This window comes from Mucilaginibacter sp. PAMC 26640 (genome assembly GCA_001596135.1).
Classification (GTDB): Bacteria; Bacteroidota; Bacteroidia; order Sphingobacteriales; family Sphingobacteriaceae; genus Mucilaginibacter.
In genome coordinates, this window is record CP014773.1 from 4915467 (window position 1) to 4941770 (window position 26304).

General features: G+C 44.2%; 23 protein-coding genes. 16 read left to right on the top strand and 7 right to left on the bottom strand.

Going from position 1 to position 26304, the window contains the following annotated elements:
- A complete protein-coding gene (locus tag A0256_21140; protein AMR33759.1) occupies positions 1 to 3192 on the bottom strand; it encodes a hypothetical protein in 3192 nt (1063 codons plus the stop codon).
- Positions 3193 to 3630: 438 nt separating this feature from the next.
- Between A0256_21140 and A0256_21145 the strand changes: the two genes are divergently transcribed.
- On the top strand, positions 3631 to 3873 hold the full coding sequence (locus A0256_21145) for a hypothetical protein (GenBank protein AMR33760.1): 243 nt from the start codon (positions 3631 to 3633) through the stop codon (positions 3871 to 3873).
- A gap of 167 nt (positions 3874 to 4040) precedes the next feature.
- Here A0256_21145 and A0256_21150 read toward each other — a convergent pair whose 3' ends face one another.
- Positions 4041 to 6350 (bottom strand): beta-glucosidase, encoded by a 2310-nt coding sequence (locus A0256_21150; protein AMR33761.1) that lies wholly within the window; start codon positions 6348 to 6350, stop codon positions 4041 to 4043.
- Between the two features lie 179 nt (positions 6351 to 6529).
- Here A0256_21150 and A0256_21155 point away from each other — a divergent pair, with 179 nt between their 5' ends.
- The 4 genes from A0256_21155 to A0256_21170 all read left to right on the top strand — a co-directional run bounded on the left by A0256_21155 (position 6530) and on the right by A0256_21170 (position 9447).
- The gene (locus A0256_21155; GenBank protein ID AMR33762.1) at positions 6530 to 7291 is read left to right on the top strand and encodes an NUDIX hydrolase; all 762 of its coding nucleotides are present in this window, start codon (positions 6530 to 6532) and stop codon (positions 7289 to 7291) included.
- Between the two features lie 129 nt (positions 7292 to 7420).
- Positions 7421 to 8278 carry a hypothetical protein gene (locus A0256_21160; GenBank protein AMR33763.1) on the top strand — a complete coding sequence of 286 codons (858 nt, stop codon included), beginning with the start codon at positions 7421 to 7423 and terminating at the stop codon, positions 8276 to 8278.
- A gap of 151 nt (positions 8279 to 8429) precedes the next feature.
- Positions 8430 to 9167: an endonuclease gene (locus A0256_21165; GenBank protein AMR33764.1), complete on the top strand. Its 738-nt coding sequence runs from the start codon at positions 8430 to 8432 to the stop codon at positions 9165 to 9167.
- Between the two features lie 88 nt (positions 9168 to 9255).
- Positions 9256 to 9447, top strand: a complete 192-nt coding sequence (locus A0256_21170) for a hypothetical protein (protein AMR33765.1) — start codon at positions 9256 to 9258, stop codon at positions 9445 to 9447.
- A 7-nt stretch (positions 9448 to 9454) separates the two neighbouring features.
- Here A0256_21170 and A0256_21175 read toward each other — a convergent pair whose 3' ends face one another.
- Complete coding sequence (locus A0256_21175; GenBank protein ID AMR33766.1) at positions 9455 to 10771, bottom strand: hypothetical protein; 1317 nt, start codon at positions 10769 to 10771, stop codon at positions 9455 to 9457.
- Positions 10772 to 11163: 392 nt separating this feature from the next.
- On the opposite strand from A0256_21175, the gene A0256_21180 reads away from it, so the two are divergent.
- The 3 genes from A0256_21180 (at position 11164) to A0256_21190 (ending at position 16135) form a co-directional block, all read left to right on the top strand.
- A complete protein-coding gene (locus tag A0256_21180; protein ID AMR33767.1) occupies positions 11164 to 13752 on the top strand; it encodes a cell division protein FtsK in 2589 nt (862 codons plus the stop codon).
- A 150-nt stretch (positions 13753 to 13902) separates the two neighbouring features.
- On the top strand, positions 13903 to 14583 hold the full coding sequence (locus A0256_21185; GenBank protein ID AMR33768.1) for a gliding motility protein: 681 nt from the start codon (positions 13903 to 13905) through the stop codon (positions 14581 to 14583).
- A 673-nt stretch (positions 14584 to 15256) separates the two neighbouring features.
- On the top strand, positions 15257 to 16135 hold the full coding sequence (locus A0256_21190; protein ID AMR33769.1) for a hypothetical protein: 879 nt from the start codon (positions 15257 to 15259) through the stop codon (positions 16133 to 16135).
- 132 nt (positions 16136 to 16267) lie between these two features.
- Here A0256_21190 and A0256_21195 read toward each other — a convergent pair whose 3' ends face one another.
- Positions 16268 to 17401: a hypothetical protein gene (locus tag A0256_21195; protein ID AMR33770.1), complete on the bottom strand. Its 1134-nt coding sequence runs from the start codon at positions 17399 to 17401 to the stop codon at positions 16268 to 16270.
- Positions 17402 to 17791: 390 nt separating this feature from the next.
- Here A0256_21195 and A0256_21200 point away from each other — a divergent pair, with 390 nt between their 5' ends.
- The 3 genes from A0256_21200 to A0256_21210 all read left to right on the top strand — a co-directional run bounded on the left by A0256_21200 (position 17792) and on the right by A0256_21210 (position 19319).
- Entirely contained in the window at positions 17792 to 18064 is a 273-nt protein-coding gene (locus A0256_21200) for a hypothetical protein (protein AMR33771.1), read from the top strand.
- Complete coding sequence (locus A0256_21205; GenBank protein AMR33772.1) at positions 18061 to 18822, top strand: MBL fold metallo-hydrolase; 762 nt, start codon at positions 18061 to 18063, stop codon at positions 18820 to 18822. Before A0256_21200 ends, A0256_21205 begins: the two co-directional genes overlap by 4 nt.
- Positions 18823 to 18896: 74 nt before the next feature.
- Positions 18897 to 19319 (top strand): hypothetical protein, encoded by a 423-nt coding sequence (locus A0256_21210; protein ID AMR33773.1) that lies wholly within the window; start codon positions 18897 to 18899, stop codon positions 19317 to 19319.
- 179 nt (positions 19320 to 19498) lie between these two features.
- Here the strand turns inward: A0256_21210 and A0256_21215 are convergent, their stop codons facing one another.
- The 3 genes from A0256_21215 to A0256_21225 form a co-directional block, all read right to left on the bottom strand.
- The gene (locus A0256_21215; protein ID AMR33774.1) at positions 19499 to 19765 is read right to left on the bottom strand and encodes a hypothetical protein; all 267 of its coding nucleotides are present in this window, start codon (positions 19763 to 19765) and stop codon (positions 19499 to 19501) included.
- 48 nt (positions 19766 to 19813) lie between these two features.
- Positions 19814 to 20260: a hypothetical protein gene (locus A0256_21220; GenBank protein ID AMR33775.1), complete on the bottom strand. Its 447-nt coding sequence runs from the start codon at positions 20258 to 20260 to the stop codon at positions 19814 to 19816.
- A gap of 104 nt (positions 20261 to 20364) precedes the next feature.
- Complete coding sequence (locus A0256_21225; GenBank protein ID AMR33776.1) at positions 20365 to 21336, bottom strand: glycosyl hydrolase family 5; 972 nt, start codon at positions 21334 to 21336, stop codon at positions 20365 to 20367.
- 180 nt (positions 21337 to 21516) lie between these two features.
- On the opposite strand from A0256_21225, the gene A0256_21230 reads away from it, so the two are divergent.
- The 5 genes from A0256_21230 (at position 21517) to A0256_21250 (ending at position 26199) form a co-directional block, all read left to right on the top strand.
- Complete coding sequence (locus tag A0256_21230) at positions 21517 to 22818, top strand: phosphodiesterase (protein ID AMR33777.1); 1302 nt, start codon at positions 21517 to 21519, stop codon at positions 22816 to 22818.
- The gene (locus tag A0256_21235) at positions 22815 to 23318 is read left to right on the top strand and encodes a hypothetical protein (protein AMR33778.1); all 504 of its coding nucleotides are present in this window, start codon (positions 22815 to 22817) and stop codon (positions 23316 to 23318) included. Before A0256_21230 ends, A0256_21235 begins: the two co-directional genes overlap by 4 nt.
- A gap of 140 nt (positions 23319 to 23458) precedes the next feature.
- Positions 23459 to 23968: a hypothetical protein gene (locus A0256_21240; GenBank protein ID AMR33779.1), complete on the top strand. Its 510-nt coding sequence runs from the start codon at positions 23459 to 23461 to the stop codon at positions 23966 to 23968.
- Between the two features lie 68 nt (positions 23969 to 24036).
- Positions 24037 to 25650 (top strand): amidase, encoded by a 1614-nt coding sequence (locus A0256_21245; protein ID AMR33780.1) that lies wholly within the window; start codon positions 24037 to 24039, stop codon positions 25648 to 25650.
- A 153-nt stretch (positions 25651 to 25803) separates the two neighbouring features.
- Entirely contained in the window at positions 25804 to 26199 is a 396-nt protein-coding gene (locus A0256_21250; GenBank protein ID AMR33781.1) for a DNA-binding protein, read from the top strand.
- Positions 26200 to 26304 lie beyond the last annotated feature (105 nt).

The window sequence follows — 26304 nt, forward strand, 5'->3', positions numbered from 1 at the left end:
TTAAAATGTAAGGTTTACACCAAAAATAAACCTGCGTTCGTTGTTCGGGTAGTTACCTAAGTCGATGCCCGGGCTGTTACGATCAACTGATTGCAACTCGGGGTCTGGTCCTGTATATTTGGTAGCGGTGAACAGATTAGTACCTTGAACATAAACATGTAGTTTATCAACACCTATCATTTTCAACCCTGCAGGTGAAAAGGCGTAGCCAACCTGTACTGACCTTAATTTCAGGAACGAACCACCTTCTACATAATAAGAGCTGATCGCATCTGCGGTACTGAAGTTGGTTGTTTTTTCTAAAATCGGCGTTTTAGCATTTGCGTTTTGGGCTGCGGTTTTTGAAGGATCCCATGCGTTGTTCAACAGGTCGAGACTTTTGTTACCGGTTTGTGAACCGTAAAAGTTAGTCCAGTATTTAATTGAATTATAAATATCACCGCCGTGCGAGCCATAGAATACTGCTGCAAAATCAAAATTTTTGTATGCAAGATTCATGTTTACACCATAAGTAAAATCTGGGTTTGGGTTACCAATTTTCGTACGGTCGGCATCGGTTATGCGGCCATCGCCGTTTACATCAGCGTATCGGAAGCGGCCCGGAAGTGCATCTTGTTGATATACTGGTTTTGCGCCAAATAGATCGGCTTTTTGTGCAGCATTCAATGCATCTATTTCTGCTTGTGTATTCCAGTAACCTTGTACTTTATAACCATAGAACTGGCCTATAGAACCACCAACCTGGTTGTATACAACGCTACCATTACGTATGCCTGTAGTGAAGAAAGGAGCACCTAATTCAGTAATTTTGTTATTAATAGTAGCTAAGTTAGCACCAATGCTGTATGTTAAATCACCTGTTTTTCCATGGTAGGTAGCACTGATATCTAAACCTTTGTTAACAACTGTACCAAAGTTAACTGTAGGCCATGCACTCTCCAACCCACCTACTAAGGCTGATAATGGAACCTGCACAAGTAGTTTAGATGTTGTTTTCTTGTAATATTCAACGGTCAGATCCAAATGATTGAATAAAGATGCATCAAAACCTACGTTAAATACCTTATCATTTTCCCAAGTGGTGAATGGGTTACCGATAGAATTAGAGAAATACCCAGGAACAACAGAACTGGAAGATCCTGTAATTGGGTAAGAAGATGAACCAGCACCGCCGCCAAATGCAGAATAAGCACTGTTTACACCCACGTTACCATTGTAACCAGATACACCATAACTACCGCGGATCTTTAAGTCGTTAACAAATTTAACATCTTTAAGGAACTCCTCCTGTGAAACGCGCCAGGCTGCTGAAACCGCAGGAAAGGTGCCCCATTTTTGACCTGTTGAAAATAGTGAGCTACCATCACGACGAACTGTAGCGCCTAAGATATACCTGTCATTGAACGTGTAATCTAAACGGCCAAAAAATGACATGATCTTATTTAGACCGTTGAACGTACTGTTTGCAGTTGTTTGGCCTGCTTGTCCATTGGAAATGTTAGCATAAAAAGGATCAAGTGAGAACAGGTTTTTGGCATTGGCATTGATATTACGTCCACTATAGCTTCTCTGTTCGAAACCGCCTAATAAATTTAGGCTGTGTTTGCCAAATACTTTTTTGTAAACCAGCGTATTGCTAAAGTTGAAATTGGTATTGTAAGACGCCCCTTCGCTATAGCTATTGTTACCTCCGTGTGCTTCACCGCTATCATATTGACGATAGCCGATATTGTAGTAATAATTATTTGCTACATCAGCACTGAAAGAGGTTCGTGCTGTAAAGTGTTTTAGGAAATCAACCTCGGCGAAAGCAGTACCTTGCATACCGAATAAGTTGGTATTGGTGGTTTTTTGACGCTCCTGGATACCAACCGGGTTAAGCGCGTTACCTAAAGCAGCCGGACCGGCATAAGTACCACCCAAATTACCTGCAATATCGCGCACAGGGATGATAGGAAGTGTACGGTAAGTTTCAGAGATCGGGTTACCTTCGTTTTGGTTACCACCATTTGCTAAACCACCACCACCATTAGGCGACTGGATGTAGAAAAAGCTGAAATTCTCGCCTAAACGAACATGATCCTTAACGTTGAAGGTGGTGTTTACGCGCGATTGGTAACGTTTAAAATAAGTATTAATCAGCGTGCCTTGTTGGTTTGTATAACCTAAAGATAAGAAATAAGCATTTTTGTCGTTTGCGCCACTCGCACTTATCGAGTGCTGTTGTATTGGAGCTGCTTTAAAAATCTCATGATACCAATCAGTTCCGGCACCTTTAACAAATTTTTGGATGAGATAATCCTTAGTCGGATCATTATCCAGGTGATAGTTAGGCAAAAAGTTACTTGCATTTGCCTGATTAAATACACCTTTTGAGCCAGCACCCGACTGATAACCGTAATCGTAAATTTTACCGTTATTATCCTTTATTAAATCATTTCCAGGGTCAACCTTGTTTAACAACTGCTCGTACTGATCAGCGTTAAGTGTGTTGAAAATGTTACCACTTAATGGGCGGGTTGTACCGTAGAAAGCATCATAGGAAATGGTTGCCTTGCCGGATTTACCTTTTTTGGTAGTTACCACAACAACACCGTTACCACCGCTTACACCATAGATAGCTGCAGCACCGGCATCCTTTAACACCGAAATAGATTCGATATCATTTGGATTGATGTTTGAGATACTACCTGTTTGCAAACCATCAACAACATATAGCGGCGATGAATTACCAAAGTTACTGGTACCACGGATAATAACTTGTGCGCCGGCACCCGGTGCACCCTGTGTAATAACATTAACACCTGCTGCCTGACCTTGTAATAAAGTTTCTGTACTTACAGAAGGAACAGATTTAGCTGCCGCAATATTTACCGTAGTTACAGACCCTGAGATGTCCTTTTTACGCTGTGCGGTATAACCGGTTACTACTACTTCGTTTAATGCAGTGTTGCTCGATTGCAGTGTTACGCTGATGTTGTCTCCAGCTACGGTAAGTTCCTGAGTGGTAAAACCGAGATAAGAAAATACCAAAACGTCTCCGTTATTTACGCTGATGGTAAATTGTCCGTTAACGTCTGTTTGTGTGCCGGTAGTAGTGCCCTTTATTCGCACCGTGGCGCCAACTACGGGCAGCTTGTCGTCGCTGCCGATAACACGGCCTGTGTGTTTTGTTTGGGCTGAAACTACCAATGAAGACACCAGGCAGCATAAAAGCAGGCAAAGTGCTCTTCCCTTGAGGAGTAGAGTTTTAAACATGAGATTTGAGATTTAGTTGATTAATATATTTGATTTAAGATCTTGGATTCATCGTGTTAAGTGATACAATAAAATCTGCGCGGGAAAGTAACGTAAGAAAACTTTAAAACATTTTCTTTTGAAAAAGGGGTGAGATGCCCTTTGGATATGAAAAGATCAAAAAGAAAAAAATGTAAAAGTTTTATCATCTAGTTAAACTAACCTGTCTAAAAAATTATTTGCCTGCAAGCACCAATTCTAACTTTTAACAATTATCGGGTGCCTATTTATCCTTTAAAATTTGTTCGCTTTTCCTGCAATAGAAAAGTTTATAATGGTAATCATCTAATATAAATAGAGTGTAAAGGTTACACAAGGCCGTTTTGTAGAATTATGAATTATTTATTTTTTTACAACTTTATTGTTACAATTTACATTTTAAAAAAATTTTGTTGTATACATTTTAACAAAAGACGCGGTTTACTAAAAAATTATCAATGCCAAAAAAACTATCTATTGTGGATTTTGACAGAATTTATCTCCATTTTGTTTAAGCACCGCGCTAAATTCCATTTTCGCAAAATAAAATTAAATAATGGGGGCATTTTTACCGTTATGAAATTAAATAACTGTTAAATTTACATTAATTCATATTTTAAGTGATTTGTAAGCCACGGGCAGATACCGTTCAACCGCTAAAATTTTGTTTCGCGAAAATTTGACATTTGTATAAAAAAAATATGCCTTAGCGTTATGCTAAGGCATATTCTACCCGTTTTTGTTTAACCGTTTTTTAATACATTTTATTTAAGCCAATCTACAGCTGCTGTTTGCGTATTGGCAGAACTTGTTCCAATTTCGATTAAAAACCGACCTGGTTCCCAATCGTATTTTAATTGGCTGTTAAAAAACTTTAATTGCTCGGGAGTGATCATAAAGCTCACTTCTTTCTGCTCACCAACCTCCAGGCTGATCTTCTTAAAGTCCTTTAATTCCTTTACAGATCTGGAAATGGTGGCAAACGGGTCGCCTACGTACAGCTGTACAACTTCCTCGCCGGCATAAGAGCCCTTGTTGGTAACCATTACCGTTGCTTTTAACATTTCGTTACCTTTCAATTTGGTTTTGCTGAGCTTGATTTTGCTATACTCGAACCTGGAGTAGCTTAAACCGTAACCAAACGGGTAAAGCGGGTCATTTGAAATATCAAGGTAGTTGGATTTGAATTTGGTTGGCCCGTCAGTATAAGGCCGGCCGGTATTTTTGTGGTTATAATATATAGGTATCTGCCCTACGCTACGCGGAAAAGTAGCCGTTAATTTACCTGCCGGATTGTAATTGCCAAAAAGCACTTCTGCTACTGCATTACCCGCTTCGGTACCCGGTGCCCATACATCTAATATAGCGGCAGCATGCTCATCTTCCCAGGTGAGGGTGAGTGGCCTGCCGTTGAACAACACGATCACGATGGGCTTGCCTAATTTGGCCAATGCTTTCAGCATATTTTTTTGACTTTCGGGAATATCGATATCCGACCGGCTGGATGATTCTCCGCTCATACTCTGACTCTCGCCTACTACAGCTAATATAACATCGGCCTTTTTGGCGGCTTTCACAGCCTCGTCTATCATTTCCTCGGGCGATCGGCTGTCCAAACTTACCATTCCGGGACCAAAGTTCAACCGTTTCATAAAACTCGTATCGTCTGTAACATTCGCGCCTTTTGCGTAAACCAATTTTACGTTATCGCCAACAACATGTTTTATACCTTCCAAAACACTTACCGATTTTTCCCATTCACCTGCAATAACCCAGGTACCCAGCATATCACGTTTGTTATCAGCCAGCGGACCAACAACAGCAATGGTACCACCTGATTTTTTTAATGGCAGTATTTGATTTTCATTTTTCAGCAGCACAAAAGAATGCTCGGCTGTAATTCTTGCAGCCTTGCGGTTCTCTTCAGTAAATACGTCTCTTTTCTCAGCTGCGGCATTTATCGATTTATAAGGGTTATCAAACAAGCCCAGTTTGTATTTTGCCTCCAGCACACGGCGGCACGCCAGGTCAATTTCGGCCTGCGTAACCTTACCCTGCTGCAAGGATTTTTTCAAAGTGGTCAGGAAGCCCTCTCCTACCATATCCATATCCAAACCAGCTTTCAGGGCCTGGGCCGATACTTGCTGCAGATCGCCAAGGCCGTGGTTGGTCACTTCGTTCAACGCTGTATAATCGCTCACTACAAAACCATCGAAGCCCCATTGCTTGCGCAACAGATCGGTCAGCAACCATTTATTAACGGTTGCCGGCACGCCGTCTACCGTGTTAAAGGAGCTCATAAAACTACCAGCACCCGCATCAACCGCTGCTTTGTAGGGTGGCAGGTAATCCTGGTACATCCTGATGCGGCTCATATCAACAGTATTGTACTCGCGGCCGGCCTCTGCCCCGCCGTATAAGGCAAAATGTTTTACACAGGCCATTACCGCGTCGGCATTTTTCATGCTGCTGCCCTGGTAGCCTTTTACCATTGCTTTGGCAATTTGCCCGCCCAGGTACGGGTCTTCCCCGCTGCCCTCCGAGATCCGGCCCCACCGGGCATCACGGGCTATATCAACCATCGGCGAGAATACCCAGTTTAAACCTTCGGCCGTTGCTTCTTTTGCGGCAATATGTGCAGCCTCTTCAATCAGGTCCAAATCCCAGGTGGCCGACATGCCCAAAGGGATAGGAAATATTGTGCGATGACCGTGTATCACATCCAGCCCAAATATTAAAGGTATGTGCAGGCGAGTACTTTTAACCGCCGCATCCTGGGCTTTGCGTACATTATCCGTACCATACAACCCAAAAATCCCGCCTATCTGGCCTTTGCTAATGCCATTATCTATGCCGCTATTGGTAACCGACCCGGTAATAGCCATACCGCCGGTAACCAGATTAAGCTGACCTATCTTTTCGTCGATCGTCATCTTTTTCATCAGTCCGCTAACAAATGCGTTCATTTTTACGTCAACAGGTTTTTTCTGGGCCAATGCGCCATAACATGGTAATGCCAGCACAGCAGCTGTTGACAGCCTGAGAAAGTTTTTTTTGTTAAAAATATTTTTCATTGGTAATATGGTTGGGTAATAATTAACATCAATTAAACCTAAATAATAGCGTACTATTGATTAGGATTAATAATTATAACTATAATTGGTTCTTAAAAAAAATAAACTAAGGGTGTAATTGGTACACAATTGTAATTATTAAATTTAAACATTCAAAGTATTATTGTATAATAGTATAAATGCTGACAAAACAGGAACTTGAAGAATTTTCGGCTGATGCGCAGGCAAATTATCTTGATCATATCTCGATAGATTGCGTGGTGTTTGGCTTTCACGAGGGGCAGATGAAAGTACTGATGTTGAAAAGCAACAACGAGAACGGCTGGTTGCTGCCCGGCGGTTTTGTTAGGAAAGAAGAACCAATTGATGCCGCTGCAACCCGGATCCTGGAGACAAGAACCGGCATTTCTGAAATATTTTTGCAGCAATTTCATGTTTTTGGAGCCCCCAACCGCAACCGGGAGCATAACGAAATGTATGATGGATTTTTACCGAGAGAAAAGAATTTTTTCGCCAACCGGTTTATCTCAATCGGCTATTATGCGCTGGTAGATTTTTTTGATGTTAACCCAACCCCCGATGTATTTTCGGAAATTTGTACCTGGCGAGATTTGAGCGACCTGCCCGAATTTCAACTTGACCACCGGCTAATTTTCGATACCGCACTTGATACCCTTCGCCTGCAACTTAGCTATCAGCCAATAGGCTATAACCTGATGCCTAAGGAATTTACAATGCCTGAGCTACAAAAGCTTTACGAAACTATCCTTGGCAAAAAGCTGGACCGCCGAAACTTTCAGCGCCGCGTACTGGCATTCGGAATTCTGAACAAACTGCCTCAAACCCGCAAAGGCGGCGCACACAAAGCCCCATACCTTTATTCATTCGACCTGGAAAACTACCAGGCGGCATTAAAAGAAGGATTGAATAGCGGCTGGTAAAATCAGCTGATAGCTTTTTAATTGGCAAAAAACACTTAAGATGCAGCGCATGTGCTACGGCAAATTAAAAACGGTTTGCAGCCAAACAAATAAAAAAAACTATCTTAAGCCCACATCCTTACTATTAATATGAAATACAAATCTGCCATAATTGATACTACTTTAATTATCCTTGGAATATTCTCTGCGGGAATGGGCCTTAAAGGTTTTTTACTACCAAGCCATTTTATTGACGGTGGTGTAACGGGGATCTCAATCCTGGTAGCAGATATTACCGGCTTACCCCTGTCCATCTTAATATTCATTATCAACCTGCCCTTCCTTTTTTTAGGCTACCGCAAACTGGGATCCGGATTTGCGTTACGAAGCGCGCTGGCTATTGCAGGCCTTTCGCTGGTACTGGCTTTTATGAAATTCCCGGATGTTACGCCTGACAAGCTCTTAACTGCCGTTTTTGGCGGGGTATTTATAGGTGCCGGGATAGGATTGGCCATGCGTGGCGGTGCTGTACTGGATGGTACAGAGATAGCGGCCCTGCTAGTCAGTAAAAAAACACAGATCGTTCGCGTAAGCGATGTGATCCTCATACTTAACGTATTCATTTTTATCACCGCCATATTTATTCTTGGCGTAGAACCTGGCTTATACTCTATCCTTACCTATCTGTCGGCATCCAAAATGATCGACCTGATTTTAAACGGTTTGGAGCAATACACCGGCATTACGGTGGTATCTGCCAAAGGCGAGGAGATCCGCATGGCGATTACCCAATCACTCGGTCGCGGTGTTACCGTTTACCAGGGTAAAAGCGGGTACGGAAAAGACGGACATATCAATGCCCCGCGGGAGATTGTATTTACGGTAGCCACCAGACTTGAAGTACCGGTTATAAAGCGTGAAATTTTGAAAATAGACCCCACTGCCTTTATTGTGCAGCAAAGTGTAGATGATACCACAGGTGGCTTGTTGAAACGGAAGAAGCATTAAGCGAGCCCCCCGGCCCCCTGAAAGGGGAATTTTTGATTGGCATGGCTGAAAGCGGCGAGCCCCCCGGCCCCATGAAGGGGGAATTTTTGATAGGCATGGCTGAAAGCGGTGAGACCCACAAACTTTTCGGTTTTTGATTGTTTGCACCTATATGCCGGAAGGACCAATTATTGTTATCTTAAAGGAAGCTGTACAGCCGTTTATAAATAAAAAAATTGTTGCGGCAAGCTGCAACAACGGAATGATCGATGCTGATTTACTGTTGGATCAAACCATCACTGATTTTAAAAGCTGGGGCAAACACTTTCTGATCTGCTTCCCCAAATTCACTATCCGGGTGCATATGATGATGTTTGGGTCCTATCGTATTAACTCACATACCGACAAATCAGCCCGGCTGCATTTGCAATTTGAAGATGGCAGCGAACTTAACTTTTATGCCAGTCAGTTGAAGCAGATTATCGAACCATTGGAGCACGTTTATGATTGGTCGGCTGATGTGATGAGTGATGCCTGGGATACCAAAAAAGCGATCCAAAAGATGAAAGCAATACCGGAACTAATGGCTTGCGATGCGCTGATGGATCAGCAACTATTTGCAGGCGTAGGCAACATCATCAAAAATGAAGTACTTTTCAGGATAAAGGTGCATCCGGAAAGTTTAATAAGCGCCCTTCCACTAAAGAAACTGAAAGAATTGATCACCGAATCGATCAATTACAGTTTTGAATTCCTGGAACAGAAAAAGGCAGGCACGCTTAAAAAGAACTGGCAGGCTTACAGTAATAAGGTCTGCCCCAGAAACAACATTGCGTTTATTAAGCGCGACACCGGTCAGTCGCATCGCACCAGCTACTACTGCGAAGCTTGTATGGTTAAATATGAATAGGAACGATTCGGGTTTATAAAAGTGATCTTAGTCATTTTGGAAACTTATCCCACAATGTGTTGTTAGCATTGAACAACACCTTAAAAACATGAAAACAATATCAGTAGCAGGAGACCCAACAACCATGTCAACTATCATGGTTCCAAAAACCGACACCCCGCTTTACCACGAACACGAAACCGTTACCCTGCATTCATCGGAAGGCAATGAAGCAGTACAAAAAACCATCTTCCGCATTGTGGATGCAGGAGACGATCAATGGGAACTGCAATTTGAGTAATTGCGGCCTATTTTTCTTTTGTAAAAACGAATTGCCCGCCGCCTTGCTTTAGTGTAAACTGGCTGGTGGCCGGGCTAAACTCCATTACCACACCTGCTGCATCAAATACAAACTTATCGGCCGTTGTGGTTGCATCCAGCGGAAATGCCGACTGGCCCGTGGCTTGTGCAATAAGCGAACTGCCCTCTTTAGTAATCGTGATTTTAATAGGTAATCCCGGGCTGGCGTATATACCGGTATATTGATCGAGGTCCCCTGCTTTGGCCGTCGTAAAGCTAGGTATCGTATAAGGCTTGTTAAAATAAATAGAAAGAACGCCCGCCAGGATATTATCGGGCGAGTAAAAACCCCCGTTTTTGATATAAGATACGGCAAGTTTATCGGCTGGAAAATAAGCCAGCGACGATAGGAAACCATCAATAGCACCGCCGTGGCCAAGGCCTGCTTTATCCGTAATCGGCATTTTATGCATCGCCATACCGTATTTTTCAGTAGTCGGTTTCATTTGCTCCAGGCTGGCGGCGCTGATCAGCTTTCCGGCAAAAAGTGCCTCGATGAATTTATCCAGGTCGGTCGGGCTAGATACCATGCCACCTGCACCTGCTGCTAAAGTCATATCAATTTCGGGCAACAGTTTCCAGCTACCGGCATAGTTATAGGAATGCGCCTCGTTGGCCGCTGCATTGATCTTACCGCCATAAAAGGTTTCTTTCAGTCCTAATTTATCGATGATGCGTTTCTTCACCACTTCGGCATAAGGCTTACCGGTTATCTTCTCGATGATGTAACCCAGCAAAATAAAATTAGTATTACTGTATTCATATTTCGCGCCGGGTTCGAAATCCGGTTTAAAGGATGCCATCTTCGCCAGCAGCTGTTCGTGTGTTAGGGAGGTGGTCATATAGGTGGCAATAGCCGGATCGTTGGTACTATTGAACATACCGCTGTGATGACTCAGCATCTGCGCTATGGTGATCTTCGCGGCGTTAGGCATTTGCGGATAATACTTGTCAAGAGTGGTTTCCAGCGTAAGCTTCTTTTCCTCGATCAGCTGGAAGATGATCACACCGGTAAAAACCTTACTAATAGAGCCGATCCGGTATTTGGTCTGCGCATTAGCCACAGTTTTCGCCTCGATGGAACTATACCCTACCGATTTTTGGTAAACCACTTTTCCGTCTTTAGATATCGCCAGACTACCCATGGTTTTGTTGTTGGCAGCCAGCACATCCAAGAGGCTATCCAGCTTTGCTTTATTAATTGTTTGGGCATTAGCTGATATCGTTACCGCTAAAAAACTGAAGGTGAGTAGTCTTTTGATCATAGGAGTAGATTTTGGAGTCTGCTGTTGGAGTTAAATCACAATCAGTTGTTACAAGAATAGCAAACAATAATATATAATTGCCCTTGCATTAGTTAGTTATTGAGTGAACACGAATTTCACGAATACTATTATTTATTTTTCGCATCTAAATGTATAATTTATGGTAGTGCCTCTACGTCTATTCGATTCTATTGGTGTCATAAATGTTCACTCAATTAAATATAATCAACAAACGCCATACATCGAAATTCGTCTCATTCGATCCGTGTCGCGAAATTCGTGTTCTCACCATCGCACCTGTCCGTACCCATCCAAACAATCAAAAAACGATATAACCCCAATTCAAAAATTATTAACTTTATATTTGCAATTATAACGTGCGGAGATAGCAAATGGCAGTAAAAGGAAATCAGTTCAGAACAAATAGTTTTAAGGATGACGATGCGCCGCGCAAACCGGGAGTTAAAGGCGAAAAAGCCCGTCCGCTGAGTAAACCCACGCTATCGATCCCCAAATTCAATATAGAGGATGAGCGTGTACTAAAGATAGCAGGGTTATTTTTCCTGGTACTTTCTGCGTTTTTCATGATCGCTTTCACTTCTTACCTGTTCACCTGGGAACAGGATCAAAGCTATGTTTCGCCAATTAACGGTGGCTGGCACAACCTTTTCAAAACCTCAAAAGAGCTCCTGGAAAGCGGCGTTAACAGCCCTGTAGTTGATAACTGGCTTGGGAAATTTGGCGCCTTGTTGGCCAACCAATTCATTTTTGAATGGTTCGGCATCGCCAGTTTCCTGTTCGTGTTTATCTTTTTTGTGATTGGGGCACGCCTGCTGTTCAAAATAAAATTATTTGCCATTGCCAAAATGCTGGCTTACAGCTTTTTTGGGATTATATTCCTGTCAATCACCATCGGCTTTTTTCATGGGATGATGATCGATTATCCGCATTTTCTGGAAGGGGAATTCGGTTATTGGAGCAACCGCCTGTTAAGCGCCCAGGTTGGCCATGCCGGTACAGGTGGCGTGCTGGCGTTTGCCGGTTTAACCATCTTGATCATTGCTTATAATATCGATTTTAAATTACCACAGCGCAAACAACAGAGTGCCACTGAAGTTGCAGTGCCCAATGTATCGCCGGAGGCGGTTGACCTGGTAGAGGAAGAAATTTCTTTACCTGTTGAGTGGCCAAGGAATGGCAGTCGCCCCCGGGAGAACGCACTGAAGGAGGATATTGTGCCTATAGTAGCGCCCGAACCGGTTAAGCAGCAACCAATGGCCCAAAATTTAGTGGTGCATGAGCCCGTTGTTTTAACACCGGAGCCATTTGTGGCCGACGAAACGGAAGAACAACTGCAGGATGAGATCCCGCTAACCATTGACGTGGTACGCCCTACCCCTGAGCTGAACATTGAAAAAAGTGATGATGATAAAGCGCAATCGCTGGTTGATCAGTTTGGTACTTACGACCATAAGCTTGATCTGGCCTCCTATAAATATCCAACCCTTGACCTGTTGGAAAACTACGGATCCAACAAAATTGCGGTAAATACCGACGAGCTGGAGGCCAACAAAAACAAGATTGTTGAAACGCTGAACCATTACAATATCGAGATCGATAAGATCAAGGCCACCATCGGGCCAACGGTTACGCTGTACGAAATCATCCCAGCTCCTGGTGTGCGGATCTCCAAGATCAAAAACCTGGAGGATGATATCGCGCTGAGTTTGGCGGCCCTGGGCATCCGTATCATTGCGCCTATGCCGGGCAAGGGCACTATAGGGATCGAAGTACCAAACCAGCACCCGGAAATGGTGTCGATGCGGTCGGTACTCGCTACCGAAAAGTGGCAGAACAATACCATGGATCTGCCCATCGCTTTAGGTAAAACCATCTCTAACGAGGTATTCATTGCAGATTTAGCCAAGATGCCCCACTTACTGGTTGCCGGGGCCACTGGTCAGGGTAAATCGGTTGGTATCAATGCCATCCTGGTATCGCTGCTCTATAAAAAACACCCGGCAGAACTAAAATTTGTACTGGTAGATCCTAAAAAGGTGGAGCTTACCCTCTTCCGCAAAATCGAAAGGCACTTTCTGGCTAAACTGCCAGATGAGGCGGATGCCATTATTACCGATACTAAAAAAGTGGTGAACACGCTGAACTCTCTTTGTATCGAAATGGATCAGCGTTATGACCTGCTTAAAGATGCGCAGGTACGTAACCTGAAAGAATACAACCATAAATATGTTAACCGGAAGATCAGCGATCCGGAAAAACACCGATACCTGCCATTTATCGTACTCATCATAGATGAGTTTGCCGATTTGATGATGACGGCCGGTAAGGAAGTAGAGCAGCCGATAGCCCGTATTGCCCAGCTGGCCCGTGCCGTGGGGATCCACCTGGTTATTGCAACGCAACGCCCGTCGGTAAACGTTATTACAGGTACCATTAAGGCCAACTTCCCGGCGCGTTTAGCATTCAGGGTACTCTCTAAAATTGATTCAAGGACTATTTTGGATGCCGGTGGTGCAGATCAGCTGATCGGTCGCGGAGACATGCTAATGTCAACCGGCAGCGACCTGATCCGTCTGCAGTGCGCCTTTGTGGATACGCCCGAAGTGGAGCGGATCTCTGATTTTATCGGCAACCAGCGGGGCTATCCATCTGCCATGCACCTGCCGGAATATGTTGGCGAAGGTGAAGCGAGCAGCAGTTCAAAAGAATACGACCCGGATGACCGCGACCCCATGTTTGAGGATGCAGCGCGTTTGATCGTACTCCATCAGCAGGGCTCAACCTCCCTCATTCAGCGCAAGATGAAACTGGGCTATAACCGTGCAGGCCGCATCATTGATCAGCTGGAAGCAGCAGGTATTGTAGGTCCGTTTGAAGGCAGCAAAGCGCGTGATGTGTTATATCCGGACGAGTATAGCCTTGAACGTCACCTGGAAAGCCTGCAAAAACCACGCGATTAAACCAAGCTAGATTGAATTGGTCTATAAATGACTGAACACTAATTTCGCGAAGAGAATTAATTTTAAGAATCAACTAAAACAAATTGGTATAATTCATGTCCTTCAATTCTTAAAATTAGTGTTCGCTGAACGCTACCCTATAATAAAAACATGAAAAAAATCTGCCTAATAATATTAACCTCAATATTTGCTTTTACAAGCGCTTTCGCCCAAAAAGATAAAGAAGCTACAGCAATTTTAAATAAGCTTAGCCAGCAATACCGCACGTATGATGCCGTAAAAACCGACTTTTCCCTGCTGATTGATAATGAGCAGGCCAAGATCAAACAAACCCAGACCGGTACGTTACTGGCCAAATCTAAAACCAATAAGTACAAGGTTACCATTTACGAAAATGGCTCTGCTGCCAAATCTAATGTTACGCAAGAGATTATCAGCGATGGTAAAAGCCAGTGGACCTATCTGAAAGATGCCAACGAAGTTCAACTAGCCGATGCCGATAATAGCGAAGAAGGGTTTAACCCGGCCAAAATTTTCACGATGTACGAAAAGGGATATAAATACCTATATACCGGCCAGCAGAAAATAGGCGCAAAAATTTACCAGGTGATCGATCTTACCCCCGAACAAGCCGGCAAAACCTTTTTTAAAGTAAGACTGATGGTTGATAAAGTTAAAAATCAGCTGTATAGCGCTATGATCTTTGATAAGAACGGTAGCCATTACACTTATACGCTTCGCAGTTTTGCATCTGTTAAATCGGTGAGCGATGCGTCGTTCGCTTACAATAAAAAAGACCACCCCGGTGCGGAATTGGTTGATTTGAGGTAGCGGTTAGCGGTTAGCGGTTAGAGAATTATCGCTCGCAGAATTGACTCACCCCGGGTTCGCTTCGCTGCCCGACCCTCTCTTTGCTACGCAAAAAGAGGGTTAGATGACCACTTCAATTATCGCTCGCAGAATTGACTCACCCCGGGTTCGCTTCGCTGCCCGACCCTCTCTTTGCTACGCAAAAAGAGGGTAAAACGATCATCTCAACTGCAAAAGAGGGTAAAACGATCAACTCAACTATTGCTCGCAGATCAGAATCACCCCGGGTTCGCTATGCTTCCAGACCCGCTCTTTGCTACGCAAAAAGAGGGTAAAACGATCACCTCAACTATTGCTTGCAGATCATAGTCACCCCGGGTTCGCTTCGCTGCCCGACTCGCTCTTTGCTACGCAAAAAGAGGGTTAGACGACCACTTCAATTATCGCTCGCAGAATTGACTCACCCCGGGTTCGCTTCGCTGCCCGACCCTCTCTTTGCTACGCAAAAAGAGGGTTAGACGACCACTTCAATTATCGCTCGCAGAATTGACTCACCCTCGGTTCGCTTCGCTGCCCGACCCGCGCATTGGTACGCAAAAGAGGATTAAATTGGCCTTACCTATCTCGCCCTCTTCCCCTATTAAATCCAAAACAATATACAACCATATCCCCCGTTTAAACGTTATCTTAGCGTATGAAGGAAGCGGAAATAGAACGTCTCATCAAAATAAGTAAGGAACGGCCCCTGATGCCCGAAACTTACGTGCCCTGGAAGGAAGTTGCCGGCCCTGATGATCTGTATCTCCCCGAGAAGCTGACAACACTGGAAGGTTTGCCGGTTTATAACACCCTTACAAAGCAGCAAAAAGCCGATTTGGGCAGGCACGAAGTGGTGCAAGTGCTTTATTCTTATGGCTGGGGAGAAGCTCTTTTTTGTGTATTTATGGCTAAACATCTGTTGGAATTACCGCCCACCAGTGCCGAACACCGCTTCCTGATCAGGGAAATTATTGAGGAGTACCGCCACCAGGAAATGTTTGCCCAAGCCATTGCGCTTTTAAATGGTGAACCTGTTAAACAAAATGCTTTGCATAAATTGTCGGGTACCATCAGCACAAAATACTTGCCTGCAGATTACCTTTTTATGGGTAGCCTGTCTGTAGAACTTATCACGGATGTATATGGTAATGGAGCAAGGAGGGCGCCTGAAATTTATGTGGTACTGAGAAAAGTATTTGAATTGCACAATATAGAGGAGGGCCGCCATATTCACTTTACCAAAGGCTTGCTTAAAAAGTACACTGACAAAGCCGGCATCATTAAGAAGAGCCTGTATAGCTTTGTTATCCTCATGAACATTTGCTTTGTGCGTACGATGTACGTGCGTAAGGAGATCTACGAACGCATCGGCTTGAAAGATGCTGATGCTGTATATAAAGCTGCTTCCAAAAATTTCAGGGACAAATTCACACAAAACTGCCTCGGCGATATTATTGAATTTGTGGATAGCTGGGGCGGTTTCAACACCTTAACCCGCTGGGCGTGGCGATTCGTGCTAGGAGCTAAAGTGTAAAACCTGGTAGGCCTATTCATCACCCATTCTGAACTTGTTTCAGCATCCCATGGCAAAGTTTCAGGCATTAGGCACCTTTCAATCCGTCACCAGAAATAAACCGGCAGGACGGATTGAAAGGGCCAGAACGGTTTAAACCCTGATATAAATATTCTTCTTTTCCAGCAGTTTACCTACCAGCCAGCAAACCAGCATATAGCTAATAGCGAAAAGCAATGAACCGACAGGCCCAGGTGCAATTACCTGGTAAACGGACCCGTTAATGGCATCTAACAGGTTTTTGCCGCCCAGCGGAATCATCCAAAAAGCGATGATCAGGATCTCCGAAAGGATGTAGATCGGCAGCGGGTTTTTACCTACCGTTGTGAAAAACGCGGGCCAGTTAGCAGCAGTCCATTTTCGCACCTCAACGATGTAGATCAGTGCAGAGATGATCACGAGATCCAAACCTACGGTAAGCAAGGTGAAAGGGCTAGACCATAATTTCTTCCCGATGGGGAAATTAATGTTCCAGCAAATTGCAATAAAGATAAACAGGTAGCCAACCAGCAGTATTTTGGCCAACGCTTCATATTCCTTGCCTTTTTGCTGGATAAACTTGCCGGCAAAATAGCCGCAGATCACATTAACTATGGCAGGCAATGTACTTAGTATTCCCTCCGGATCAAAGGCTACACCCTCGCCATGGTAGAGGTGATTATCACCCAATACGAATTTATCAAAGTACGTACCTGCATTGGTGAGCATACCATAAGGGGCAGCGGGATCACCGAAAGCTAATAGTAAAATCTGGTAGCCTAACAGCAGCAATATGCTGATAATTAAAATAGCCCGGAAAGACTTAATAAAATAAACAATTAACGAAGCAAAGAGATAACAGAGCGCGATACGCTGCAATACCCCCATCACCCGGGTGGTAGCAAAAGGCTTAAGTCCCCAAACGCCATTGTGTGGCTCGAAAAACGGGAACCAGTACATCAGATAACCTATCAAAAATATCAGGAAAGCGCGTTTAAAGATCTTTGCCAGCGCAGCACCGGTGCCCATGGCCTCAAACTTGCGCGACGTAAAACTCATGGCGTTACCCACTGCAAACAGGAAAGATGGAAATACCAGGTCTGTGGGTGTGAAGCCAAACCAGGCGGCATGCTCAAGCGGCGCAAAAGGATGTGCACCGCTGCCGGGTGTGTTCACGATGATCATAAAACAAATCGTCATTCCGCGAAATACATCCAGCGAAAGAAACCTGTCTGGCTTTTGAATCATAAATCAAAATACGTTTAAAGGGTTGGGGACTAATTGAGGTACAAGATATAAATTATTTGAAATTAATAACAGCCGTAATACGCAACCGTGGTAAATAGCGCTTTACCACAATGGCAGGACCAGGTTGGCCTTTAGAAGTTATCACAAACGTTATTTTTTGTAGCGCCAGGTGCGCGCGCTGCATGCCGCAGCCAGAGTTCCGTCTTAGCATCATTGTTAACAGCTTGTTGTTGACATGCTGAGGGGAACCGGGGAGGCTTCCTTTTAATAACAATTGCTTTTTCCAGCTACCCCGTATCGATCCGGAATTTTAAAAAGATTTGCCACAGCAATCTAAAAAAGCGCCGATGGCATGTTAAGCTTAACGGGTATTTTATTATTTTTGAAAACATGCTTACTGCTACCAACCACACACTTGAGAAATTGGAACTCCTGTTGAAAACAGCGGGTTACAAGGTGAGGTATGAAAAAGGTAACTTTAAAACAGGCGCCTGCCTGCTGCAAAACAGCCGGGTAGTAGTTGTAAACAAATTTGCCAACCTTGAGAGCCGGATCGCCGCCGTAGCTGATCTGGCCCGTACGCTGGAAATTGATCATAACCTGATGGACGATAAGCAATCAGCATTTTTACACCAGTTAAAACAAACCTCCCTGCAACTGTGAAAGTAACTTTCTTAGGAACCGGTACCTCGCAGGGCGTACCCGTTATAGCCTGCGAATGCGAAGTATGCGCATCAACCGATAGCCGGGACAATCGCTTACGTACCTCTATCCTGATAGAAAGTGAAGATAAAACCATTGTGATAGATTCCGGGCCGGATTTCAGGCAGCAGATGCTGCGTGAGCGGGTGATGCATTTAGATGCCATTGTTTTTACCCACGAACATAAAGATCACGTAGCCGGGATGGATGATATCCGTGCTTTTAACTACAAGCAGCAGGGCGCGGTAGCAATTTACGCAGACAACCGCGTACAACTTGCGCTTAAACGGGAATTCCCTTATGTTTTTGATGACAAGGGTTACCCCGGGATTCCGCAGATAGATATGCATCTTCTGGATATGACGCCGTTTGACATCGGTTCAATCCATCTCATACCTATACAGGTAATGCATTATAAATTACCGGTTACCGGGTTCAGGATAAATGACTTTACTTACATCACCGATGCCAAATCCATATCAGAGCCAGAACGGAAAAAGATACTTGGCACCAGGATACTGGTAGTGAATGCACTGCAAAAAGAAAAGCACATCTCGCATTTTACATTGGAGGAAGCCAAGGCCTTTGCTAATGATATAGGCGCAGATACAACTTATTTTACCCATATAAGTCACCGGTTAGGCAAGCACGAAGATATTTCACAGGAACTGCCGCCAAATATAAAATTGGCTTATGATGGCTTGCAATTCGAAATCTAACAAGCCGTTTATTTCGTTCATACCCATACAGTGGATTTTTTACACTGTAAATTGCATCAAAATTATTTTTTATAATGACAAATCTGGTTTACATCAGCACATCTAAAAGCATCCTTGGCGATGATGTACTGTTAAACATACTGGCGTCGGCCCGAAAGTACAATGAAGCACATCATGTTACCGGTGTGTTGCTTTACAGCGATGGTACTTTTATACAAGCATTGGAGGGTGAAGCGGAAGATATCGATTTCATCTTCGCGCGGATCCAAAACGACACCCGCCATAAAAACATCCTGGTTATGATGGAGCGGGAAATATCCGAACGAAACTTTCCAAACTGGTCTATGGGCTTTACAAAGGTAAACAAGACCACCGCTGATGACTTCATCGACAGCATGACGTCGACAAAAAATATCTTAAAAAGCCAAAGTGACGATACGTCTATAGCAATGCTCAAAACTTTTATAGAAACCAATAAGCTGGTTGTGGAGCATTAAGGCCCGGTTACTTTTTAACAACCCCAAATAAGGTTGCAAAAAATAGAATAAAGTAATCTTTATACTTTAAATAGATTTTTAACAGGCGGGCAGTATTGGCCATAGCTATCAGGAAGTTACGATTGCTTAATGTTGCAATTAGCAAACCCAAACGCTACAGCCAATTTCCCGCGAATTATTTAGTCTTCTAAGCCGCGGCCAGTTTTGTGCTGCAGCTCGTCAATTTTTTTGGATGCATCGGCTTTGCTAAGCGTTTCGTCGATCTCTTCTCCCGCCTGGTCTGACAGTGTTTTAAGATACGACTGCTGTGCGCCTGTCATTGGTTCGGCACCAGTTGTCCACTCATCAGGGTCTTTGATCGTGTTACTGCCTACTAAATTATCGTTATCTGGTGTTGATGCGTTGTCATTCGTCTTTGCTTGCTGATTAGTTTTATTGGTTTCCATCGTATTTAGTGTTTTGATGGAAACTAAGCAATAAGTTTGCCAATATTTTTAGTAAAGCTCAATTGCGCTCACTTCGTTGATTGTTGCACTGTAGCCTTTGGAATTAATTTCAACCCTTCCCCGTAGGGTTACCTTATGGTCATTAAGTTTTAAATAACTTCCGTCTTCCGACGAGAAAAGCCCTTGCTGTGTACCGGATAGGTACAAGGGGCAATCCTGCGTAAAATTGACCCACAATGAATGCTTATTGCTATGGTCAACAAATGTGCTGTCGCTTACCAGCACCGATACATTCTTGCCCTCCTGGTACTTACCAGACACCTCCACGTATTGCTTATTATAAAATTTTACGCTGTCGGTTAGATGCGACAGGCTTATTTTCTTAAAATGGATATTAGGGTTGCATTCACTAATGTAAAGTTTCTTTTTACCAGAGCAACCAAAATCCAATAGGGCCGGCAATAAAACCACAAAAAAAATTAAAGCTTTCCCCATTTGTTCCACCCGCTAAATTTTTTACAATTTAAGCAACATGCCAATACGAATGGGTATTTAATTTTATTATTATTAAGACGTTTTTCAAAAAAACGTGATCGCCTTTATTTATTCAGTTTACGCAGCACCTGCCGGATGTAGTCACCCGCCGGCGTCAGCTGATTTTGCTTCCAGCCGCCGTTTGCGGGGGCACCGGGATGAAGAAGGGCTGTTGTTTCTTGCTTGTCTGTCAAATTCCAGTTAGCCCAGCTGAGCTTGTGGTCTTCCATCCAGTTTAGCCAAAGCTGGGTTTTCTGCCTATCAAATTCGCCATCACCGGTTGATTCCCCTACCCCCCACTCGCTAACCATAATAGGCAGGCCCATTTGTATGGCTTTATCGCCTTTTGCGCGTAGGCCTTCCTGGTGATTTTTATCTGAAGCGTAAAAGTGAAAAGAATACGCAATATTGCTGAACCCCCTGATCGGATCTGCTGCCGCGATATCTATATCCTGATCCCAATGCGGGCTGCCCACCACAATGAGGTTGTCTTTATCGAATTTTCTTATTTCGGGGATGATCTGCAGCGCATAATTTTTAACGGTGTCCCAGCTAACGCGTTCCGGCTCATTCCAAATTTCATAGATAACGTTTGGTACGCCAGCATATTTTTGTGCCATCTCAGCAAAAAAAGCTTTGGATTGAGGAATATGCAGATGGCTGTTATGATCGTGCCAGTCTATCAGCACGTAAACACCTTTCTTTATGGCTTCATCTACAATAGTCCTCATCAACTGCTTTTGCAGTAATGGCTCCTGCAGGTAGCCATGATCCGGCTGTACGCCCATGGACGACCGAATGAGCGAAACTTTAAAATCATCTGCCAGCCAGTCAACCACCGCAGGGTTGTAATATTTTCGTCCTGCCCAAAGACTCCAGGAAAAGCTTACACCACGCAATTGTGGCGGCACCCCGTGTTTGTTAACAATAATACCATCCTTTACGGCGAGCTGGCCATTTCCAACCACCGGCGACTGCGCCGCGGCTAACCCGGTAATGCCGATAAATGAAATGGCTATCCACAGAAATTTTTTCATATGATGCAATGTAAAGTATTTGAGGGTTCCGCGGTCAAAAAGCTTACAATTTCATCATATTTTGGTAGAAAACACTGCGGTCACCCACCAACCTTCAAATTAACAGCTTAAGGCAACATTAACGCTGAGGTACCATTATCTTAACCACAATTCCATATTTTTGAGGATCAGAAATGTTTCATGAAGAAATACACCTTTCTCCTTTGCCTTAGCCTGTTTTGTTTAAGTGGATTCAGCCAGGTTGCACTACCAGTTATCGATACCACACAAAAGATCATCGCCGGCCGTAAAAACAGCCTGCCACAGCAAAACAAGCCCTATGTGATACTCATCTCTGCTGATGGTTTCCGCTGGGACTACACCGATAAATACAACGCTGCAAACTTAAAAAGGCTCCGCGCGGATGGCGTACAGGCATCTTCAATGGTGCCCTCATACCCATCGGTCACCTTTCCCAACCACTACGCTATGGTAAGCGGCCTCTATCCTTCCCATTCCGGGCTGGTGAACAATACCTTTTATGACCGCGGCCGGAACGACAGCTACACCATGGGCAACAAGACCAAAGTAGCAGATGGCAGCTGGTATGGCGGCACACCACTTTGGGTACTTGCAGAGCAGCAACATATGCTGGCGGCAAGCTTTTACTGGGTGGCATCAGAAGCTGCTATAAAAAACGTGCGTCCTTCCTACTACTACGTTTATAACGAAAAGATAGCTATGAGCAACCGCATTAGCGCGGTGGTGAATTGGCTGAAACTGCCTGCCGATGAGCGCCCCCATTTCATCACGTTCTATTTGCCGCAGGTTGACCATGCAGGCCATCTCTACAGCCCTGAAGCGCCCGAAACTGCGCATGAAGTACACTTTGTTGATTCTGCAGTAAATGAATTGAATAAGGCCGTTAAAACCACGGGACTGGATGTAAATTTTGTTTTCGTATCAGATCACGGCATGACCCAGGTTGACACCAAGGACCCGATCAAGATCCCCGCAGCCATTGATACCACTAAATTTAAAGTATCAGGAGATGGTGTTTTGGTGGAGTTGTACGCGAAAGACAAGGCTGCTATCCAGAGCACTTATGAGGAACTGAGCAAAGAGGCCAAAGATTACAAGGTGTACCTTAAAACCAATATTCCGGCAAGATTTCATTATAGCGCAAGCGATGACTGGCATAACCGAATCGGCGATATTGTACTGATTCCTAACTGGCCAAAAGTATTTAACCTTTACAATCGTAAAACCATCAGCCCCGGCTGGCACGGGTACGACCCGACTGTAGTAAAAGACATGCATGCTACATTTTACGCCTGGGGGCCGGCATTTAAAAAACACTTAAACATTAACTCGTTCCCTAATGTTAACGTATACAACCTGATCAGCGCAATTTTGGGCCTGAAGATCAGCGAAAAGGTTGACGGAACCGATGAACTTGCGAAACAAGTGCTGCTGCAAAAGAATGCTAAAAAGAAACGATGAGAAAAATCTTTAGAATTACCCTTTTAATACTTCTCCCTTTAACCCTTTTTGCTCAGGGCAACAGCGCGTTAAAAACACAGGCAGATCTGGTTGCGCAAGCTGTTGTCAGTGGCAATTACAGCACTGTTATTGATTATATGTACCCAAAGGTGATCCAGATGAGCGGCGGCAAGGCTAAACTGTTACAAATGATGACCACAGGCATCAACCAAATGAAAACACAGGGCGTTAGTTTTATCAATGCTTCCGTTGGCACACCCGGTAAATTTTATAAGGCGGGTACCGAAATTCATTGCCTGGTACCTGAGATCATCAATATGAAGACCCCCGGCGGTACGTTTGCCGTGCATAGCAACCTACTGGCTATCAGTAAAGATAAAGGGAAAAACTGGACCTTCCTCGATCTCAATAAAAACACCATTGCACAAATACCAAAGCTGTTTCCAAACTTCAATAAGGAACTGGTCATTCCGGAGCCTAGCATGCCAGCGATGCAATAATCAGATCCATATTTGGAGCAACAAAACCGCTGAAACTTGGAAATCTCTGCAATTATTTTGTTAGGAGCCCGTTATAAATTAAGTTAAACAACAGCCCTAAGTGGTTATACCTCTAAAACGATATCCTTGCCCAAAAATTGATGCGGTTTCTTTGTTTGATCTACTTCGTATTTGCACTTTCTTTCACCGCTAATTGCCAGGATACCGCAATTATTAAGCGTCAGGCAAATTTAATGGCACAGGCCACATTCAAGGGTGATTATAAAACTACTATCGCTTTTACCTATCCTGCTTTGATTACGCTAAGCGGTGGTAAGGAACAACTGCAGCGCTTAATCACGGACCGCATGGCCAAATTGAAATATCAGGGTATTACGGGTTTTTCAGGCGGCATTGCTTCTCCGGGGAAATTCTATACTGCAGGGAACGAGATCCATTGCCTGGTGCCGGAAGATATTTATATCCGTACAGCTGCAGGCAGGTATAAAAGCAGATCCTACCTTTTAGGTATCAGTGCCGACAATGGCCAAAACTGGACATTTATTGATGTTGGCAACATGCCGCCCGAAGTTTTACACCGCCTGCTACCCAACTTTAATAAGGACTTGATCATCCCTCCATCTGCCAAGCCTGAATTTTTAGCAAATTGACTTGCTTAACGCGCTAAAGCTTGTTATTTTTCCTAAATTGGGATGGAATTTTATACACCTGCCCCATTATGCAAAGAAGAAATTTTTTAAAAACAGGATCATTAGCTGGTTTAAGCTTAAGCACTCTTGTCGCTGCATCCTGCAAGCCCGGCATGCCGGATGCTACGGATAAATCTGATAACGCTTTTTCTGACGATTTTGAGCTCAACGAAGCAACTATAGATGACCTGCAGAAAAAAATGAAAGATGGCAGTCATACTTCCCGCTCCATTACTGATCTTTATTTAAAAAGAATTGAAGCTATTGACAAAAACGGCCCAAAGCTGAACGCAGTTATTGAACTGAATAAAAGCGCTGCAGACATGGCCGATGCAATGGATAAGGAACGTAAAGCCGGTAAGATCCGCGGACCTTTACATGGTATTCCGGTTCTGATCAAAGATAATATCGACACCGGCGACACTATGCATACCACCGCGGGTTCGCTTGCCCTTGGGGATCATTTTGCCAAACAGGACGCATTCATCGTGCATAAATTGCGTGAGGCAGGCGCGGTGATCTTGGGGAAAACCAATCTGAGTGAGTGGGCCAATTTTCGTTCTACAAGGTCTACCAGCGGTTGGAGCAGCAGAGGTTTGCAAACCAAGAACCCCTATGTGCTGGATCGTGGGCCAAGTGGTTCCAGCGCAGGATCCGGCGTTGCGGCATCCGCCAATTTATGCGCGGTTGCTGTTGGTACCGAGACTGATGGCTCTGTTGTTTCCCCCTCGTCGGTAAATGGGCTGGTTGGGATCAAACCAACCGTAGGATTGCTGAGCCGTACCGGTATCATCCCCATTTCTATTACCCAGGATACCGCCGGGCCAATGACCCGCACGGTCAAAGATGCCGCTATTTTATTGGGTGCTCTAGCCGGGATCGACCCGCATGATACCTACACTTTAAAAAGCAAACCGCAAAAAGACTACACCAAATTCCTGGATGCAAACGGCCTGAAAGGCAAACGCATTGGGATTGAAAAAATAGAATTTCTGCCGCCGGCTGCAAAAGCATTGCTTGATGAAGCAATAGCCGTTATGAAAAAGCAAGGCGCCGACGTTGTGGAAGTTGAGCTTTACAAGCAGCTTAAACCTGCAGACGGGGCCGAATCCCTGGTATTGCACTACGAGTTTAAAGACGGACTGAACAAATACCTCAGCACCGCCGATGCCAAAGTGAAGAACCTGGCCGATGTTATTGCCTTTAACAGTGCAAATGAAGATAAAGCGATGCCATTTTTCAAACAGGAAACGCTGATAAAATCTCAGGCAGAAGGCGACCTTACCAGTAAAGAATATACCGATGCGTTGGCAAAATCAACCACAGTAAGCCGCAACGCCATCGATTCTATTTTAACAACTCATCAACTGGATGCCATTTGCGGGCCAACAAACGGTTTTGCCAGCTGCATCGATCTACTAAACGGAGATTACGATAATGGCTTTTCTTTCTCTACTCCCGCTGCAATGGCAGGTTATCCGCATATCACTGTACCGATGGGTTCCTGGCATGATTTGCCTATGGGCCTCTCCTTCTTTGGCACTGCATGGATGGAGGGTGAACTGATCACACTGGCATATGCCTACGAGCAGGCATCAAAAAAAAGAAGAAAACCAACGTTTAAGGGGCCTATAGTTGCATGATACAATTGATTGCGCCGAACCCAAGAACGACTGACCCGTTTAATCATGCTGCAGGCAACGATTATCGTTCCGGATCAGGTGCTTGATCGTTGTATGGCTTCTACCCCTGACATGATTTATTATTCCTAAATTTGAGGTGTAAAATAGTCTGCTATGCCTGCTACACCCATCCCAAAAAAGATCCTTGCCCGCCAGCATGAAATTACTGCGGATTTTTTAAGGGAGATTGATAAACACTTGGACGACCTAATGCACAACCGTGTTATGGATATGTTTGAGATACGAGATTTGGCAGGTAAACTTTTTATTCACCCCACACACCTCAGCAATACCATTAAACTTACCACTGGCAAATCTCCCTGTTACTTCTTTGAGAAAAGAATAATGGATCTGGCCAAAGATCTGCTGCAGCAAAATATCCCGATCAACCAAATAGCGGGTCAACTCACGTTCGATCCATCTAATTTCACCAAGTTCTTTAAACGTTTTGAGGGCGTTACCCCGAAACAATACCGGGAACAGGTATATGAGGTGGTGCCGGCGCAATAATATTATGCTGATTCTGCATAATTGTGGCATGCCGCAAAAATGAGCGTCAAAAATAATAGCGTATCTATTTAAATCTGCTTGGCAAAAGACGCCAAGTATCACACC